At 38.6% G+C, this 16,246-nt stretch carries 16 protein-coding genes; 5 read left to right on the top strand and 11 right to left on the bottom strand.

The window, feature by feature from the left end; genetic code table 11:
• Nucleotides 1-151 precede the first annotated feature (151 nt).
• The 8 genes from MUB50_RS12080 to MUB50_RS12045 all read right to left on the bottom strand — a co-directional run bounded on the left by MUB50_RS12080 (nucleotide 152) and on the right by MUB50_RS12045 (nucleotide 7,431).
• Nucleotides 152-1,480, bottom strand: a complete 1,329-nt coding sequence (locus MUB50_RS12080; protein ID WP_244791240.1) for a transposase — start codon at nucleotides 1,478-1,480, stop codon at nucleotides 152-154.
• Nucleotides 1,481-1,645: 165 nt separating this feature from the next.
• Nucleotides 1,646-2,233, bottom strand: a complete 588-nt coding sequence (locus MUB50_RS12075; RefSeq protein ID WP_244791242.1) for a hypothetical protein — start codon at nucleotides 2,231-2,233, stop codon at nucleotides 1,646-1,648.
• A gap of 9 nt (nucleotides 2,234-2,242) precedes the next feature.
• Entirely contained in the window at nucleotides 2,243-2,596 is a 354-nt protein-coding gene (locus tag MUB50_RS12070) for a hypothetical protein (RefSeq protein ID WP_244791243.1), read from the bottom strand.
• 762 nt (nucleotides 2,597-3,358) lie between these two features.
• Nucleotides 3,359-3,952 carry a hypothetical protein gene (locus MUB50_RS12065; protein ID WP_138276602.1) on the bottom strand — a complete coding sequence of 198 codons (594 nt, stop codon included), beginning with the start codon at nucleotides 3,950-3,952 and terminating at the stop codon, nucleotides 3,359-3,361.
• A gap of 30 nt (nucleotides 3,953-3,982) precedes the next feature.
• Nucleotides 3,983-4,999: a hypothetical protein gene (locus MUB50_RS12060; RefSeq protein WP_138276603.1), complete on the bottom strand. Its 1,017-nt coding sequence runs from the start codon at nucleotides 4,997-4,999 to the stop codon at nucleotides 3,983-3,985.
• Between the two features lie 82 nt (nucleotides 5,000-5,081).
• On the bottom strand, nucleotides 5,082-5,738 hold the full coding sequence (locus MUB50_RS12055) for a hypothetical protein (protein ID WP_138276604.1): 657 nt from the start codon (nucleotides 5,736-5,738) through the stop codon (nucleotides 5,082-5,084).
• A gap of 34 nt (nucleotides 5,739-5,772) precedes the next feature.
• A complete protein-coding gene (locus MUB50_RS12050) occupies nucleotides 5,773-6,381 on the bottom strand; it encodes a hypothetical protein (protein ID WP_244791245.1) in 609 nt (202 codons plus the stop codon).
• 60 nt (nucleotides 6,382-6,441) lie between these two features.
• Nucleotides 6,442-7,431 carry an RHS repeat-associated core domain-containing protein gene (locus MUB50_RS12045; protein ID WP_244791247.1) on the bottom strand — a complete coding sequence of 330 codons (990 nt, stop codon included), beginning with the start codon at nucleotides 7,429-7,431 and terminating at the stop codon, nucleotides 6,442-6,444.
• On the opposite strand from MUB50_RS12045, the gene MUB50_RS12040 reads away from it, so the two are divergent.
• Nucleotides 7,430-7,624: a helix-turn-helix domain-containing protein gene (locus MUB50_RS12040; protein ID WP_110102836.1), complete on the top strand. Its 195-nt coding sequence runs from the start codon at nucleotides 7,430-7,432 to the stop codon at nucleotides 7,622-7,624. The genes MUB50_RS12045 and MUB50_RS12040 overlap by 2 nt on opposite strands.
• A gap of 142 nt (nucleotides 7,625-7,766) precedes the next feature.
• Here the strand turns inward: MUB50_RS12040 and MUB50_RS12035 are convergent, their stop codons facing one another.
• A complete protein-coding gene (locus MUB50_RS12035; protein ID WP_110102837.1) occupies nucleotides 7,767-9,113 on the bottom strand; it encodes a sensor histidine kinase in 1,347 nt (448 codons plus the stop codon).
• Nucleotides 9,110-9,775: a response regulator transcription factor gene (locus MUB50_RS12030; RefSeq protein WP_158293301.1), complete on the bottom strand. Its 666-nt coding sequence runs from the start codon at nucleotides 9,773-9,775 to the stop codon at nucleotides 9,110-9,112. Before MUB50_RS12030 ends, MUB50_RS12035 begins: the two co-directional genes overlap by 4 nt.
• Before the next feature lie 209 nt (nucleotides 9,776-9,984).
• Here MUB50_RS12030 and MUB50_RS12025 point away from each other — a divergent pair, with 209 nt between their 5' ends.
• The 4 genes from MUB50_RS12025 to MUB50_RS12010 all read left to right on the top strand — a co-directional run bounded on the left by MUB50_RS12025 (nucleotide 9,985) and on the right by MUB50_RS12010 (nucleotide 14,829).
• Entirely contained in the window at nucleotides 9,985-11,475 is a 1,491-nt protein-coding gene (locus MUB50_RS12025) for a YfcC family protein (RefSeq protein WP_110102839.1), read from the top strand.
• 43 nt (nucleotides 11,476-11,518) lie between these two features.
• Nucleotides 11,519-12,640 (top strand): NAD/NADP-dependent octopine/nopaline dehydrogenase family protein, encoded by a 1,122-nt coding sequence (locus MUB50_RS12020; RefSeq protein WP_110102840.1) that lies wholly within the window; start codon nucleotides 11,519-11,521, stop codon nucleotides 12,638-12,640.
• Between the two features lie 617 nt (nucleotides 12,641-13,257).
• Nucleotides 13,258-14,349 carry an acyltransferase family protein gene (locus MUB50_RS12015; protein WP_244791249.1) on the top strand — a complete coding sequence of 364 codons (1,092 nt, stop codon included), beginning with the start codon at nucleotides 13,258-13,260 and terminating at the stop codon, nucleotides 14,347-14,349.
• Nucleotides 14,350-14,355: 6 nt separating this feature from the next.
• Nucleotides 14,356-14,829 carry a transporter gene (locus tag MUB50_RS12010; RefSeq protein ID WP_110102843.1) on the top strand — a complete coding sequence of 158 codons (474 nt, stop codon included), beginning with the start codon at nucleotides 14,356-14,358 and terminating at the stop codon, nucleotides 14,827-14,829.
• A gap of 129 nt (nucleotides 14,830-14,958) precedes the next feature.
• On the opposite strand, the gene MUB50_RS12005 is transcribed toward MUB50_RS12010, so the two are convergent.
• A complete protein-coding gene (locus MUB50_RS12005; protein ID WP_244791251.1) occupies nucleotides 14,959-15,966 on the bottom strand; it encodes a calcium/sodium antiporter in 1,008 nt (335 codons plus the stop codon).
• Nucleotides 15,967-16,246 lie beyond the last annotated feature (280 nt).

The following is a 16,246-nucleotide window of genomic DNA, read 5'->3' as shown; positions in this document are numbered from 1 at the left end:
CGACTGAAGTCGCGTGCTTCCAGACGCTTTAGGCGTCAGACTGAATATCGGCGGATACGCCTATAACTTAGGTGCGCAGTTATGCGCATTTCCCATGCCGGATATGGCTGGTTCCCACATTACAGGTAGTCCGCTGTATATCTGCCTGTATCTATTCTACTTTTAAGAGTTCCATTTCTGAATGGAGTTTTCTCAGATCTGCATAGACACATGAGGTTCTACGCTTTACAGAAGGGACTTTTGCCTCCAGTAAAGACCTTTCCGTTGCCGGAATGGGTTTTAAAAGTTCTCTGATAAAATATCTCGCTCCTATATTACAGGCTGCTGACAGGTCACAATTATATCGTTTTCCTGTCTGGAAAGTACAGAGGCTGTGATTTTCCCAATCACGTGTTACCGCTCCGGAACCATCATAAGCCAGTCTGCTGGTATTCCATGCGCAGATCCTGGATACCCGCATCCCTTTCCTGTGTGCCTGATGTCCACAGCGCCTCTGTATATCCCGCTTTCTCCACAGGTGCAGTTTCTGTTTTTTCTTTCCCGCTATCTTCCCCTGCATCTCCAGATACTCGAACACGATCACATCTGCATGGTTTTCTTCCGCATATCTTACAATCGCACCTGCAGTCTTTTTTCCAAGTTCCGTGTTCAGACGTTTCGTATATGCCCATCTTCCCTGTGTCTGCGCAGAGCCATGTTCCCTCTGGGATCTGCGGATCCGTCCCAGTGTGCGGTACATCCGGTCTTTTTCACTGGGATGATCTATGAATCTTCTTCCCAGGACAGTTCCGTCTGCCCGCATGATGGTACAGACTGCATCGGTATTGATCCCTAAGTCCACGCTGCAGATAACCTGTTCTTTCACAGGTGTTTTGGTAAGTGTTACTTCTTCTGTATAGGAAAAACGCAAAAAGTATTTCCGGTGTCTCTTTTCCAGAGTCGGGGCAGATGCCTTTTTCCCTGACCAGTATCTTCTCAGATGTTCCATATCTGTATGCTCCAGACGTACACAGGACCATTTCCAGTCATGACCGTCATAGAGTTTCAGGTATGCTTCGTCTTTCCCTTCCACTCCTTCACGGTACATGACATCACGGTAGAAAACCGGCATGGCGTGATTTTCATATACAAGCTTTGGTTTCCCGCTCTTTCCGTCTGTCTTTTCCCATAGATCCAGCCGTGTTTTATAAGAGGATACTGTCCCCAGTGCATGCTGGATGGCAGATCTGCGCAGATAGGAAGGCATCTTTGGGAACCGGATATCAAAATCAAAACAGGCATGATTTTTCTTCGTAGTATGTACCAGATGTTCTGCAGCATTAAAACGCCTCTTTGCATCCGGGATTTCTGCTAATTCTTCCCATACCTGCACATAAATTCCAATCAGATAGCTGACAGCAGCACGATAAATCTCCAGTGTCTGGCGGATCGGGATATTCTGTTTTCGTAATTCTACACCATAACTGGATATTATCTGCATTTTTATTTCTCCCTGATAACTCTTTTCTCAGATTCTGTTGTTTTTTCTACTATCCATGGCTATATTTTAGCACATATAGTGCCATAAGTAAACATGTGTTCTTTCTTTGGGTAAAAAATTTGCGCGTCTAACTCATCACTAAAGTAACGAGAATGCGACGCGCAGTTATTCAAATACAACGTTTCGTTCTTCGACCTCTTCTGGAAAAGTTATTTTGATATCTATTAACTTCTCATATTTGTAACAAATAAAACTGAATGGCATCCAGATTTCTTTTTTATTCTCTATATACCTATAGCTTCTTGCATGAATCCTAACACTATGCTTCAGAAATTCAACATACCCCGCTATCATTAAAATATGCAGTGATAATAACGCTTTTTCAATCGCATCATTCCCACTGCTATTCGTCCAACATTTCCAACAGGAATATACTGCTGCAAAAAAAACATCTGTCAAAAGCAACATTTGAAACAGAAAACACACTCTGATTCCGGAAAGCCATTTTCTATTTTTTCTCATCATCCCATAAACATATAAAGGATTTTCATCTACACTTTCCGAAGAAATATCCTGATCCGGTGTTTCGCCATGTCTGAATACCCATCCAGTCAATGTCACATATCCCAAACCGGCTACTGCAAATGTGAAGCTATCATCTTCAAAAATCCAACGATATGACAAAAATAAAATACAAAATAACAAAATTTTTTCAGGTATATTATTTTTTCTTTTTCGGTTTATTATGATCACCCCTAGTCGTCAGGCCTGTACAACATCCGATATTCCCAGACAATCCAACAGATCTTTTTTCATTTTCTCATATTGTTTTTTATATCTCGAATATCTATATACCGGAAGGATTTCCAGGCGATTATAATAACGGTTATATACCGCTCCAAGACGGTATCGTCTTTTATACATCATTATCCCTGAATTATTCCGTACAATGCTCTTCAGAATACGATTATCATCTTCTACTTCCATCACAAAGGAAAAATATATTTCCTTTTTTTCCTCTTTCGTTGTAATATACTGTTTCCAAAATTCTACAAAAGCTTTATTTAATTTTCCGATATCCGCTTCCTGAAACAAATCTGTTTTTACATATGCCAAAATATGTATCTCATCTGTTTTGTCATATCTGTAGAAAAAAGTTTTTCCATTTCGAGGAGCTTTATACGTATTTATATATTGATAAATTCCAAAATCTTTTTCCATTACATCAGAATGTATCTGTAAATCCCTGTAACACACCGGATTTTCATAATACATATTGATATTCTGGCACAGAAAACTGAATGGCGCCCAATTTCCTTCTTTATCTGTTGGGTATTTATAATTCTTTTTATAAAATTTCACATAAAATATCCACATGCATGATCTTGCCATGATCATAAAAGCCAGCGAGATATTCAGAAGGATTTCTATCACTGTACTATTTATACCTGGATTTACATACTGCATCCCCAGATATGTAAAATACACTCCCAGCCACAGAATCATTATTTTTCGCAAAAACAAAAAACTTTTTAACTTTCCGTTTTTCCTGATAGGAAGAGCATATTTCGATTCCTTTTTGTCATTTAACATACCGTGTACATAAAATGGATTCTGACAGTTATAACTATCCGGCACATTATAAGGGGTTTTCCATCTTGACGGTATAATAACCGTAGGAATAAATAGAATATTTGAGATCATCAGGCTTACCAGAACCGCCAAAATTTCCATTACACCGACCGGCGCCAAATAGAAATAAAAAGATTTCAGTAATCCTCCAAATACCAGGGCATATACGCATAAATAAATTGATTTGCTCAACATGTCGATCATTTCTCTGTATAATTGCCTCTTTCTTTTCTAATACATATTCTTTTAATCAAGTGATATCTTCTCTCCATTTACAGAAATCCAGTAATCTTTCGGTTTGTGTTCCATGTATCCATAACATATCTTTTCATTTTTGTTATTTTCTGCTTCCAGAAATTTTGTTCCCACAGAATCCTTCACATCGGCTATTACATAATTATCATCATTCGGTGCTACCAGTACATACCATTCCCCATTGATTTCTATCGTTGACATATCGATATTTATCTTTACATCTTGATACTCTCTGCCTGTACCATAAAATATAGAATCTGGCAATTTCCATTTTCCAGAACTTTCCGGAAAGATCTTCCCCTCTACTGTTCCTTCATTATCCATGATAACATATGTAGAATTTTCTCCCTGGAGAATACGGATAATCTCAGCATTATCACCATATGCTTCTACAGCTTTCTCTACAGAACTGAAACTTCGGTGAGTATATATTGTATCACACACAAAGAGTCCGATTCCTAATATAACAATTGGTACAACAACCTTAACTGGTGTCTTTTTTGATTTTCTTTTATAAGAAATAGCGATCACCAGATTAACAATAATTATCAGATATACAATTGGTTCTATCACTTTGATCAGCATATTTTTTTTCACATTCCCTTTGCATACAGTCTACCGATCTATATCCCGTCTTCCGATCACCCGCTTCAGTTCTTCTCTCATTTCTCTGTAAATATTTTTATATCTGGACTCACGGTCCGTACATTTTATTTTTATGATGTCATGTTTTTTCTCATACAAAACGGCCATACGACTTCGATGTTTATACATCCGTATTCCTGATCCGTCATAAAAAATCCTGCCTATAGCATCATTGATTCTCTCAGTCTGGATCACAAAGGTAAAACGTACATCTTTCTTTTTTTCTTCTCTGGTCAGCTCATTACACCAGAAAATCTCAAATGCATCATTCAGAAGCTGGATATGCATTTTCTTCATATCTGCTATATCAATGATCGCCCATAAGTTTACCTGTTGATTTTTTCTTTTCTGATAAAAACAGATTTGGTCATTCTCTTTTAATATATAATTTGCTTTTTTAGCATATCCGTTTTTAAAAAGACATTCTTCGAACACCAAAGGCTGATTTTTCTCCATTTCTTCTGTTGGATCAGGCAGTATCCTTCCTGCCAGTCCCTGCATTTCATATCCGATAAAGCTGAATGGCATCCAGATACCTTTTTTATTTCTCGGATAGCAGAAACTTTTCTTATAAATATGGATATAATATGCCTCCACTACACCAAGACTCATTATTATTCCCCAGTAAATCCAGAAAAATTCCAGTCTGATTTCCTGATATCTTCTATGTATTATATGATCAGAAATGAACCCTGCTGTCATCAGAAGAACATAACTCAAAAGCAAAATCTGTACTACAAAATATCCATTTATCCCGGAAAAACATTTCCTCTTTTTCAACATTTTTCGTACATACAGAGGATTCCTGTCATCATATAAATTTGCAAAAGGAAAACTTTCATTTCTTGCCCAAATTCTATCTGCCGATAATACAGCTTCTCCCATTGCCGCCAATACTAATGCCATTCTGATCTCCGGCATGATCTGGTAGCAAGCTGGTGTCAGAAGTAATGTTATCAGAAAAAAACGTTTTGTTTTTTCACTCAAGTGATATCTTCTCCCCATTTACAGAAATCCCATAATCTTTTGTTTTATGTTTTATGATATCTATTATTTTAATGACTACTTATTATTTTCCATCCAGAAGAATTTTTTTCATAGCTCTGACCCAATCCTTCAAAATCCCGATTGGAACCATCTTCTGTCCACTTGCAGAAACCCAGTAGTCCTCTGGGTATTTTTTCAGATATCCATAGTAAACGTTTTCGCTTCCTTTTGCTTCGGAAAATTCTGTTCCTTCCGAATCGTATACATTCGTTATGGGAGATTTTATTCCCGGATATGGTGACACCACAACATACCATTCCCCATCAACTGCTACGGTAGATACGTCGACTATAATCCGGTCTCCTGTAAAACGCTTTGTGTCCTGAAACTCTGAATCTTCCGGAAGTTTCCAGCCGCTTTCTGTTTTTTCAAAAATCTGTGAGTCCATCACATCTCCATCATCCATAATAACCAATGCTGAAGTTTTTCCTCGTAATGTCGCCACGACATCTGACCGATCATCATAGGCTGTTACTGCTTCCTCAAGTGTATGGAAACTTTGTTCAGCCTCTTTGTTATTTTCGGACATCATAAATATGATGACCACAGACAAAAGCGGAACCAGTATAAATATGGATATTTTTCGTGGGATTCTTTTTCTGGAATCCACAACTGCCACTATCATGAGCAACAGCAATAAGATTCCCCACGACCACCAGTTAGACAGTGAAATATTCATTTTTATGTTCTCCTTTTCCTACAATCTTGACGCTTCACAGATTGATCGCTACTTTATCTCCATCTACAGAAATCCAGTAATCATCTGGTTTCGTTTTCAGATATCCATAATATACCGTTATATTCTCATATTCCGCTTTTAAAAATTCTGTTCCAGCCGAATCGTGAACCTCATTTATAGAATACTCCCCCATAAGATAATGTGGGAGTATTACAATATACCATACTCCATGTATTTCTATTGATCTCATATCAATATTGGCATCTTCTGAAGGATAGCTCATACTTTTTCTGAAAAATGCTGAATCCGGCAATTTCCATTTCTTTCCATTTTTTGGAAAAATTCTTCCTTCAATAGATCCATCTTCATCCATGATAACATATGTAGATTTCTCATCCTGCAAGGTTGCTATTGGCTTCGCCTTAATATCATATGCCCGAATCGCTTTATCCAGCGAGCTAAAATTTCGCTGCACAAATACTGCCTGAAACATGATAAATAACAAGCCAACCAAAAAAATTGGTCTGATTATAAAAAGCGGTACCTTTTTAGATTTTTTCTTGCATACGAGAGCAACTGCCAATGCAATAAACATTAATATTGTTATAACTCTTTCGAAAATGCTCAATATCAGATTCGCCATATGATTCCTTTCTCAAAAGGCTACTATAATCCAATTGAATAGTAGCCTTTTTGCTAATTATTAAGCCATAAATTTTACAAAGGCAGGCATTGCCACCATTAATTCAGGTATAAGTAAGCACCCTAATGCCGCTGCCAGAACCATCCATGAAATTTCTACTGATATTTCAGTTGTTGTTTCACTTTTATCGGATGTAACTGTATAATCTGTTGCCACTATAAGAGACCCTTTATTGTTAAGACCCACACTACCTCCTATAGTTTTCTTTTTTCCTATACTTAAACTTTGGGTTAATGTCCCCTGACTAATAGAAGTGCCTGAGTGTACAACACCTACATCCATAGAATAACCCCATTCAAAACTCTTACCATTAACATGATTTGCATATACCGTTACCATTTCTGAATTGGAAGAAGTATTACGCGTCGATATGGTCTGAGTAACTTTAACCACTCCATCTACTAAAACTTCATCTACTTTACTGGTATGATAACTTTTTGTTCCAACAAATGTTGCAATATTTTCCCTTACAAAATTATATACCTTAGCAACCGCTTTCTTCGTTTTTTTCCATGTAGATTTAAAAAAATGCACTATCTGTTTAAAGAAAGTTCCCTCTGGGTCGCTATTAGATACCGGATTATTTCCACAATAGCAGAATACATTGCACATTGTGCTGTTAAATCCGGAAATATACGAATCCGCACTGATAAATCTCCGGATCTCCGGATCATAATACCGGTTCTTCAGATAGTACATTCCGGTTTCTTCGTCGTAGTAATAGCCTCTGTAGCGGAACGGGTTTGTTTTTCCGATGGTGCCGGCTTTGCTGCCGGTGATGCTCAGGATTTTTCCCCAGCTGTTATACTTGTATTCTACTACAGTCTCTCCGGTGTCGTCAATCAGTGCAATGACATCATTCTGGAGATTTCTTACGTAAAAATAGTCTTTTCCTGACACTCGCATTGAAACAGGATTTGCTGCGGAATCATAGTAATACCAGATTCGGCGTCCCTCACCTTTTTCGGTTACCAGAAGATCTCCTGCCATGCAGTATTTAACATTTGAACAGCGTGTTAATATCGAGAAAGGTCTTACCGAGAACAAAAGCTTCTCAGAAATTGGAAGAATTACCGGTAAAGATCCCTTAACAGTATCTAAGAAAGTGCGCCTTCATGCACGTATCAAAAAGCGTCCGGATTCGGGTTATACCAATCAAAAGAGATTGCAGATGGATGAATAAGCAGAATTAGAACGGCAGTACAAGATATTAAAACGGATACGAAGTGGACAACCAAGCATTAAGATCAAATAATTGATAAAAAGACGTGAACCATAGAAATGTGATTCACGTCTTTTAAAAGATACAGGTGTTTTGAACAATGTTAAGATTTGCCAGAATCAATGGAGCAACAACTTGATATTGACATAGGAATGGTTATGCGAAAAAGCGTTCCCTTTCGTGTTGATAAGAGTTCTATATCTCCCTGGTGTTGGAGAAGAATCGTTTTAGTGATAGAAAGCCCAAGACCATTGGAGCCATTGTAGCCTTTTGCAAATGGCGTAAAGATTTGGTTTTTTAACTCGGGGCCGATAGATGCTCCGTCGTTATAAAATAATATGATAATTTGATCTTTCTGATTTTGGTAAGCCCTGATCGCTATTTGAGAATCTTTGTATTTAAGCTGATTTTCCAAAATGTTTTCCAGAACTACCCGTATTTTATGCCTGTCAGCAAAAATATTTAAATATGGATGGATGTGAAAATGTACATACTTTACCATGTGGATTTGTGTATGATAATCGGCAAAAATCGTATCAAACATATCAGACAAACTAAAAATTTCTTTTTGAATTTCTTTCGTACTAAGCGTTACATACTGTAATAGTGACGAAACCTTTTCTTTCATTCTGGTTGTTTGCTCTAGTATAATATTTAAAGAATCATCTAAAGTTCCTATCGGATAAATTTTTTCTTTAGCTGAAACGGCATAGCTTTCTATAATCATGATAGGAGATTTCATTTCGTGAGAAATATATTGAAGAGAACTTTTTTGCAACTGTTCTTTTTTTAAAAGTTTAATATGCATTTCATAAAAACTATTTTCAAGTGCATCTATAAGATTATTATTATTGCATGGCTTAACTGGTTCAGTGTTTAAAGCCAGATTTTCCAGTTTGTGTGCATATGCTTGAAGTTTTGCCAATTCAGAAGAAAATTGTCTTTCAATAAATCGAAAATAAAAATATAAAATAAATACAAGTAAAATAACAAATGCAGCTAAAGATCCCACAATATATGGGAATACTTCATGATAGAGATCTCTGATAACAGAGTATTTATAAAAAAATTCCCCATTTTTTGGCGTTAAAGAAATACAATAAATTAATTCTTTATTATCAATTTTTTCACGATAAAATTTTTCGATTTCCTGTTGGTTCAAAGCTTGCTGGTAAATATGATCTCTGGTCTCTTCGTTGTATGTAGCTTCCAAAACATCAATAGAATCTGTACTTACGCCCAAGAGCCATTCGTTTTTGATGCCCATTTCTGCGGCATATTTGAGATTTTCTTCATCAATTATGCGATCTTCAAAAATATGATTATAATGGTAAAATGACCAATAGTAGATGATGCAGAGAGAGGCAGCAGCAATTGCAAAAGCAAGAATAACAGAAATAATAAAAAAATTTTTGTAAAATCGTTGATTGATTGCTTCTTTTCTTATCATAATGTGCACCTGTATCCGAAACCGTAGATTGTTTCTAAGTGAAATTTTGGAAGTTTTCTACGGATATTTTTTATATGATTATCTACTACACGGTAATAGCCATAGTAACTTTCACCCCAAATATCTGTAAGAAGCTGATCTCGCGAAATGGCAACTGAAGGATGCATTACAAAATAAAGGATAATATCAAACTCCTTACTGGTAACAGGTATTTGAAGCTGTTGCTCAGTGCAGATCGTTCGTTTGGCCTCATCAAGGCTATACCCATTAAAGTTGATAAGTTTTTTGAGAGATATATTATTGTTTTTTAACAAATTAGAAACACGATAACAAAGTTCTGCTGGTAAAAAAGGTTTTGCTAAATAATCATCACACCCCATTTCAAATCCTAATACACGATCAATGCATTCCCCACGGGCAGAAATCAAGATAACGGGGATATTCCTATTTTTATCTTTAATCTTTCTCATCAATTCGGTGCCACTACCATCTGGAAGCATGATGTCAATAATATAAAGATCATACAATGAGTACCAGTTTGCTTGCCTATAGATATCTTGTATGCAGTAATAGGGAGCAACTGAGTGACCATCGCGTTCCAAATAGGTTTTTAATACTTGATTTAATGCTTTTTCATCATCAATTAGACATATATTTGCCATATTCATCCCTCCTAATTTGTGTAGATATTTTATCATATTTTTATTTTATAAACATAAAAAAACACAATTTAACACAATTTATTAAAAACAAACAAAATATAAATAAAAAAAAACGAAATAGTATCATATTTGACACAAAATTAAATCGTATACTATGAGTACAGCAAGCAAAACTGCATAAATATCAAAAAAAATTGGGGGAGGGAACTATGAAAGATTCAGAGCAAAAAGTAAGAAAGAAAAAATTTGAAATGCCATCATCAATTTGTATTTTGATAATACTGACGATCGTGTTGGCAATTTTAACACATCTTATTCCTGCGGGCGAATATACTCGTGTGGATAATGTTCCGGTAGCGGGAACTTATATGCAGGTAGAATCGAATCCACAGGGAATTTGGGATATTTTGGCTGCACCAATGCAAGGATTCCGTGGTGCAATTGACATTATCTTATTTGTATTCGTGTTAAGTGGATGTTTGGGAATTATAGGAAAGAGTAGATCACTTGATGCAGGTCTTATGTATGTGATCAATCGTTTAAATGGTCGAGAAAAACTAATGATTCCTATAGTAATGTTTATCGCATCCATTGGTGGAACAACGTTTGGATTTTCGGAAGAAACTATTCCATTTTATCCGATTCTTATTCCGATGTTTATTGCAATGGGCTATGATGCAGTGACTGCTTGTATGGTTTTATTCCTTGGATCTGGAGCGGGAATTGTTGGTGCGTTGATCAATCCTTTCTCGGTAGGAATAGGTTCTGATATTGCCGGAATTTCTCTTGCGGATGGTATGCTGATTCGAGTTGTTATTTATATAGCCACAGTAATCGCTTCTATTCTTTTTACTATGCATTATGCAGAGAAGGTTCGTAAAGATCCGACCAAATCGGTTGTTTATGATATACGCGATGAAATAGAATCACATATTCATAAATTAGGTACCGATGATATTCCTGAATTTACCAGACAAAGAAAAGCTATTTTAACAGTGTTTGCTTCTTCCTTTATCGTAATGATTTTAGCAATCATTCCATGGAGCAGTAAATTCAATATTTACGTATTTGATAATATTCACGAAAATCTTTGTCAAATTCCATTAGTGGGACGTCTCATTGGAAACATGCAGCCCTTGGGAGGCTGGGGAATGAAAGAACTCACTGTAATCTTTCTGCTTGCAGCTGTTATTATTGGCAAAATGTCTCATATGAAAGAAAAGGAAATGATTTCCCTGTTTGTTGGAGGCTGTCAAAATATTCTGGGAGTTGCCATTACTCTAGGCTGCGCGAAAGGTCTATCTGTCATTATGACAGATGGCTTGATTATGGATACAATTCTTCATTTTGGAGAAATCTTAATGAGTGGTGTTAGCAGAGTTGTATTCCCAGCTCTTGCATATATTGTATACATATTTTTGTCTTTTTTTATTCCATCATCATCAGGATTAGCAACGGCAACCATTCCCATTATTGGTTCATTAGGTGAATTTCTTGGTGTTGGTAAAGAATTTGCAGTCATGGTTTGTGCAGCTGGTTCTGAAACTATGAATCTTATTTCACCTACGCAGGCGGTTCTCATGGGGGCATTAGCAATTGCAGGAGTTCCTTTTCCACGTTGGGTAAAGGCAGTTCTTCCGTTCTTCTTTATTGTGATTGCAATTGTTAGTACTATCGTAACCATTGCAGTGCTTTTATAAAATTATATTAATATATTAAAAAGGAAAAGGAGATTATTGCATTATGAAAACAACGAAAAAAATCACAGTGATTGGTGCAGGAAATGGCGGAATGGCAATGGCATATAGTTTGGGCCAGATGGGGCATGATGTCTGTATTTATGATTCCCCTAATTTTCCGGCTCAGATTAATGCAGTTAATGAAACAGGGGGAATTGAGGCCGTTGCTGAACTACATGAATGTCCTATGTTAAATGCAGGATTCTCAAAAATTGCGTTGGCAACTACAGATATTAAGGCTGCTATGGAATTTTCAGATATCTTTATGATGGTTTGTCCTTCCTTTGCGCAGGAAATTATGTTCAATAGTATGATTCCATATTTAAGAGATGGCATGAAAATCTTTATTGTTCCTGGAAATTATGGTGGATTAATCTTGAACAAATGCCTTCAGAAATCAGAGAAAGCGGGTATGGACATCACATTTTTAGATACCATTAGCTTGCCTTGGGCAACGCGTTTAGCTCATGCTGGTGCTGTAGCTATTATGGGTGTAAAGGAATTTATGCCAATGAGCATATTCCCGAATAGTAAGAAAACTCCAGAATTGATGAATTTGGTTAATGAGGTATTCCCGATTCGACCGGAATTTTTATCAAATCCTATTGTGGCTGCTTTTGAAAATATCAATTTTGGTGCACATCCGGTATTGTCAATTTTGAACATGGGTCTGTGCGAGAACTTTGATGGTCAGTTCAATTTTTATGCGGATTGTTGCTCTACAGCGGTCGCAAAAGTTGAGGATGCATTGGATTTAGAACGTCTTGCAGTTGGAGATAGTTTACATATGCATTTGAGAACAGAGCTGGAAGCAAATAATGTTCTTTACGCATCGCATGCAAAATGTATTTATGACTTTAATCGTGAGTCGAGTGTTCATTCTAAAATAAAAAATGCACCTAACACATCAAAAGCTCGTTATATTACGGAAGATGTTCCATATTTGTTTGTTCCGTTTTGTGAGCTTGCAGATTTGTGCGGTGTAGATGTTCCGATTGCAAAGGCACTTGTAACAATAGCATCTTATTATAATGATGAAAATTATATGAAAACTGGAAGGACCCTGGCGAAGATGGGATTTAATCATTGGACAAAACAAGAGATTCTTGAGTTTTTAGAAGCATAAATCAGCCATGTTTTCCAAAGTTCCGTTTTTCGGATTAACGAAAAACTCCACAATGCAAAGCAGGGCCTTGCCCTAACAAGAAAAAAGCCAGGAAAAAACCCCTGATATTAAAATCAGGGAAGTATTTCCTGGCTTTGAGTCTGGCTCTTACGCAATCTACAGTTGCCGGCCGGCTTCTCACTCAGTTTTTATGTGGTTTTCTTATCTCTTATGTGTTCTGTAATAAAAGATCTGCTTTCTGTATCGCTGTTCATTGCAATGTGCCAGCTGTATCTCCACCTCTTTTCTGCATCTGGGACATTTGATCCGGAGGATTCTGGAACAGTCACCTGTCAGCTCGAACAATCTGCTGTTGGAGCAACTCGGGCAATGTACTCGTATTGCTTTTCTGTCGGGTGTTCTTTCTTCGATGTCCACCACTTCTCACGCTCCTCTTTTTTCGAATATATGTTCGTTTCTTATATTTTCCATTATACAAACTTGTGTTCGTTTTTACAATAGTAAATTTTCCCTCCGACAGCTTTCCAATCTCCCACGTTCATGCTATACTGAACTTATCTCTGTCTGCCCGTTTCAGTCATGGGGCAGACTTATTTTTTTCAGGAAAGGATTTATTTATGAAGCGTATCAAAAATATCGATCTGCTCCGTGCGGGGGCGATTCTCTACATTATGCTGTATCACTGCTACGTTCTGTCCGGGCAGCCATGGCAGTCGCATACAGCCATCCACACACTTCTGACTCTTGGAGGTGAAGTAGGAGTTACACTGTTTTTCCTGTTAAGCGGATATGGGATCTATCTTTCCCTTTCTTCTTCGGAGGCGCGAGGCTGTCTCCCCGGCTGGCGGGCTTTTATGAAAAAGCGCTGCATCCGCATTATGCCCCAGTATTATGTATGTATCACGGTCCTTCTGATCTTTATGTCCACGCAGATGTTCAGCAATGAGGGACTTCGGCATATCCTGGCGTATTATACTTTTACGGAGAACTTTTCCCCAGTGACACATGGTTCCATCAATGGTGCGCTGTGGACGATGGGCGTGATCTTTCAGTTTTATCTGATTGCCCCGTTCCTTTATAAAGCAGTCCGGAAAAACTGGCTCGCCTCTGCCATTGTGTCCATTGTTTTCACTGTTATCTGCCGGTTCGCAGTCGTCCGTTATCTCCACGCTTCCGGGATTTCGGATACCTCTGTATATTTTGTATACGAGCGTCAGGTATTCTCTGCGCTGGATAATTTCGTGCTGGGAATGGCTGCTGCCGCTTTCTGGAAGCAGACCGGAGATCGTATGCAGGATTACCGGCTGAAGCCTGGACTTACGGTTTCTATTGCAAGCGCCGCACTGATCCTGGTATGGATCTTTTATTATCACAGTCACGGGCTTTATGGCACTGCTCCCTCCGGTTATCCGGCACATTCCATCCTGGCGGTCCTGCTCAGTATACTACTTGTGGGATTCTCCCTCCTGCCGGAAATGGATTTCAGGTTTCTGCGTCCACTGTATTTCGTGGCACGGAACCAGTACGGGATCTATCTGTGGCATATGCCCATCATTATGATCCTGCAGGCCAATGCTCCATGGTTCAACACCATGAGCCAGCAGCGCTTTTGGCTGTTTTTACCATGTATGGTTGTCATCACCTGCGTATTCGGCTATTTTGCAACCCGTTTTATCGATCATCCCGCTTCTGCGAAAAAGAAAGGATAACTTCCCATGAAAGACAGAACCGCCGTTAACCACAATATCCGCAAGCATTTTAATGAACTGATATACAACACAGCCCGTTACACAGAGATCGTGTTATCCATCGTGATCATTATCGTGATCGCACTGTCCGGACTCCGACTGATCCTTACAACTGCCGGTACCTCCGTCATGGATATGGACACCAGCTTTTTTACCAGTTTCCTGTCGCAGGCACTGTCCCTTGTAGTCGGTGTGGAGTTTGTAAAAATGCTCTGCCGCCATTCCGCCCAGACTGTTGTCGAAGTCCTGCTTTTTGCAACAGCAAGGCAGATGGTCGTGGAACATCTCGATCCTGTACAGACACTGATCGGGATCATCGGTATCGCCATTCTTTTTGCCGTCCGGAAATATCTGATGACGGACAGTGATGATATGACCCCGCATCAGAAGAACGCTTCAGAAGAATCTTCAAAAAAAGCTTTCTCTTCTGAGTGTAAATGAATATAATTACAGAAAAGCTCCAACTGTATCCCAATATTGATACAGTTGGAGCTTTTCTTATAAATTGCATTGGTATAAACTCTATACGATACTATTGTCCACGTCAGACCAACTGCATGCCCACAGCAGCTATCTCCAGATAATATACCCTGCATAGATCAGGTACATACACACCATGGAAATTCCCTCTTTCCGGCTGATCCTCTGCTTTGTCGCCGCATAGATCCACACGATCAGCGAGAACACGATAAGTATGACAATATCAATAATATTTTCCCGGATCAGTGCCACCGGATTGATGGCAGATGCAACTCCGAGAACCATCAGAATATTGAAAATATTGGAGCCTACCGCATTTCCCACAGCCATATCCACTTCGTTTTTTCTGGCTGCAACCACGGAAGTCACCAGCTCCGGAAGGGAAGTTCCGATAGAAACAATGGTCAGTCCCACCAGTGTCTGGCTCATTCCAAGATCAATGGCAATGCGGCTGGCAGCATCCACGGTAAGATCTCCGCCAAAGGCAATGGCAAGTGCGCCTCCCACAATAAAAAGGATGCTCTTCGGCCAGGAAAGGATGCCGATTTCTTCTTCCAGCTCTTCCATTCCTTCCATGTCCACGTTTTTTCCTGCTGCCCTGGCCTTCATGGCACTTCGGATCATTGCCACAATATAACCTGCAAAAAATCCCAGCAGGATCATTCCATCCAGATGACCAAGTCTCATTCCGATCGTATCTCCTGCTGCCAGGATTCCAAGCCCCAGAAGAAGGAGCGCACAGATCATGGAAAACGGAATATCCCTCCGAATGGTTTCCTTCTGTACAAGGATCGGCGTCAGGATGGAACAGACTCCAACAACCACCATCAGGTTAAAAATATTGGAACCTACCACATTGCTGACCGCAAGCTCATTGTTATTGACCAGTGACGCTGTAACGCTGACTGCGGTTTCCGGCAGTGATGTTCCCATTGCCACAATAGTAAGGCCGATGATGATCGGCGGCACCTTCAGCCTTTTTGCGATACTGGAGCTTCCTTCTACAAAGAAATCCGCACCCTTCATCAGGAAAGCAAAGCCGATCACAAGAAAGACTAACACAAGGATCAGCGGTGAACTGTTTACCAGATTTTCCATTTTTCTTCTCACTTTCTGTTTTTATTTCCCATAACCAGAAGATTCATTTGTCGCCTGCCCTGCTGAAAAAAATTCTTTCCGGCATTCTTTTGTTACATAAAAAAGACCCATGTATGCCCTGCTGCAATAAAATATAACAGAGCATACATGAGTCTCATTCTTTAAGATTTGCCAGGTTTTTCAGAAAAACCGGGTCTGTTGACAAATCACACTTACGTGCGAACTACTCCCTCATGGAATTGAAATTTTCGATTTTTTTCAATTTAACAGAATTGTTTTT

Origin of the sequence: Blautia sp. NSJ-140 (genome assembly GCF_022868965.1) — a bacterium.
Lineage (GTDB): Bacteria > Bacillota > Clostridia > Lachnospirales > Lachnospiraceae > Blautia_A.
This window is presented reverse-complemented; position numbering and strand designations above follow the sequence as displayed.

What these genes read in the sequence shown, in the direction of transcription:
- MUB50_RS12025 (WP_110102839.1), top strand. Translation starts at nt 9,985, where the DNA reads ATGAAAGATTCAGAGCAAAAAGTAAGAAAGAAAAAATTTGAAATGCCA.
- MUB50_RS12080 (WP_244791240.1), bottom strand. Translation starts at nt 1,480, where the DNA reads ATGCAGATAATATCCAGTTATGGTGTAGAATTACGAAAACAGAATATC.
- MUB50_RS12050 (WP_244791245.1), bottom strand. Translation starts at nt 6,381, where the DNA reads ATGGCGAATCTGATATTGAGCATTTTCGAAAGAGTTATAACAATATTA.
- MUB50_RS12005 (WP_244791251.1), bottom strand. Translation starts at nt 15,966, where the DNA reads ATGGAAAATCTGGTAAACAGTTCACCGCTGATCCTTGTGTTAGTCTTT.
- MUB50_RS12055 (WP_138276604.1), bottom strand. Translation starts at nt 5,738, where the DNA reads ATGAATATTTCACTGTCTAACTGGTGGTCGTGGGGAATCTTATTGCTG.
- MUB50_RS12065 (WP_138276602.1), bottom strand. Translation starts at nt 3,952, where the DNA reads ATGCTGATCAAAGTGATAGAACCAATTGTATATCTGATAATTATTGTT.
- MUB50_RS12045 (WP_244791247.1), bottom strand. Translation starts at nt 7,431, where the DNA reads ATGGCAGGAGATCTTCTGGTAACCGAAAAAGGTGAGGGACGCCGAATC.
- MUB50_RS12020 (WP_110102840.1), top strand. Translation starts at nt 11,519, where the DNA reads ATGAAAACAACGAAAAAAATCACAGTGATTGGTGCAGGAAATGGCGGA.
- MUB50_RS12015 (WP_244791249.1), top strand. Translation starts at nt 13,258, where the DNA reads ATGAAGCGTATCAAAAATATCGATCTGCTCCGTGCGGGGGCGATTCTC.
- MUB50_RS12035 (WP_110102837.1), bottom strand. Translation starts at nt 9,113, where the DNA reads ATGATAAGAAAAGAAGCAATCAATCAACGATTTTACAAAAATTTTTTT.
- MUB50_RS12040 (WP_110102836.1), top strand. Translation starts at nt 7,430, where the DNA reads ATGCAGTATTTAACATTTGAACAGCGTGTTAATATCGAGAAAGGTCTT.
- MUB50_RS12010 (WP_110102843.1), top strand. Translation starts at nt 14,356, where the DNA reads ATGAAAGACAGAACCGCCGTTAACCACAATATCCGCAAGCATTTTAAT.
- MUB50_RS12030 (WP_158293301.1), bottom strand. Translation starts at nt 9,775, where the DNA reads ATGGCAAATATATGTCTAATTGATGATGAAAAAGCATTAAATCAAGTA.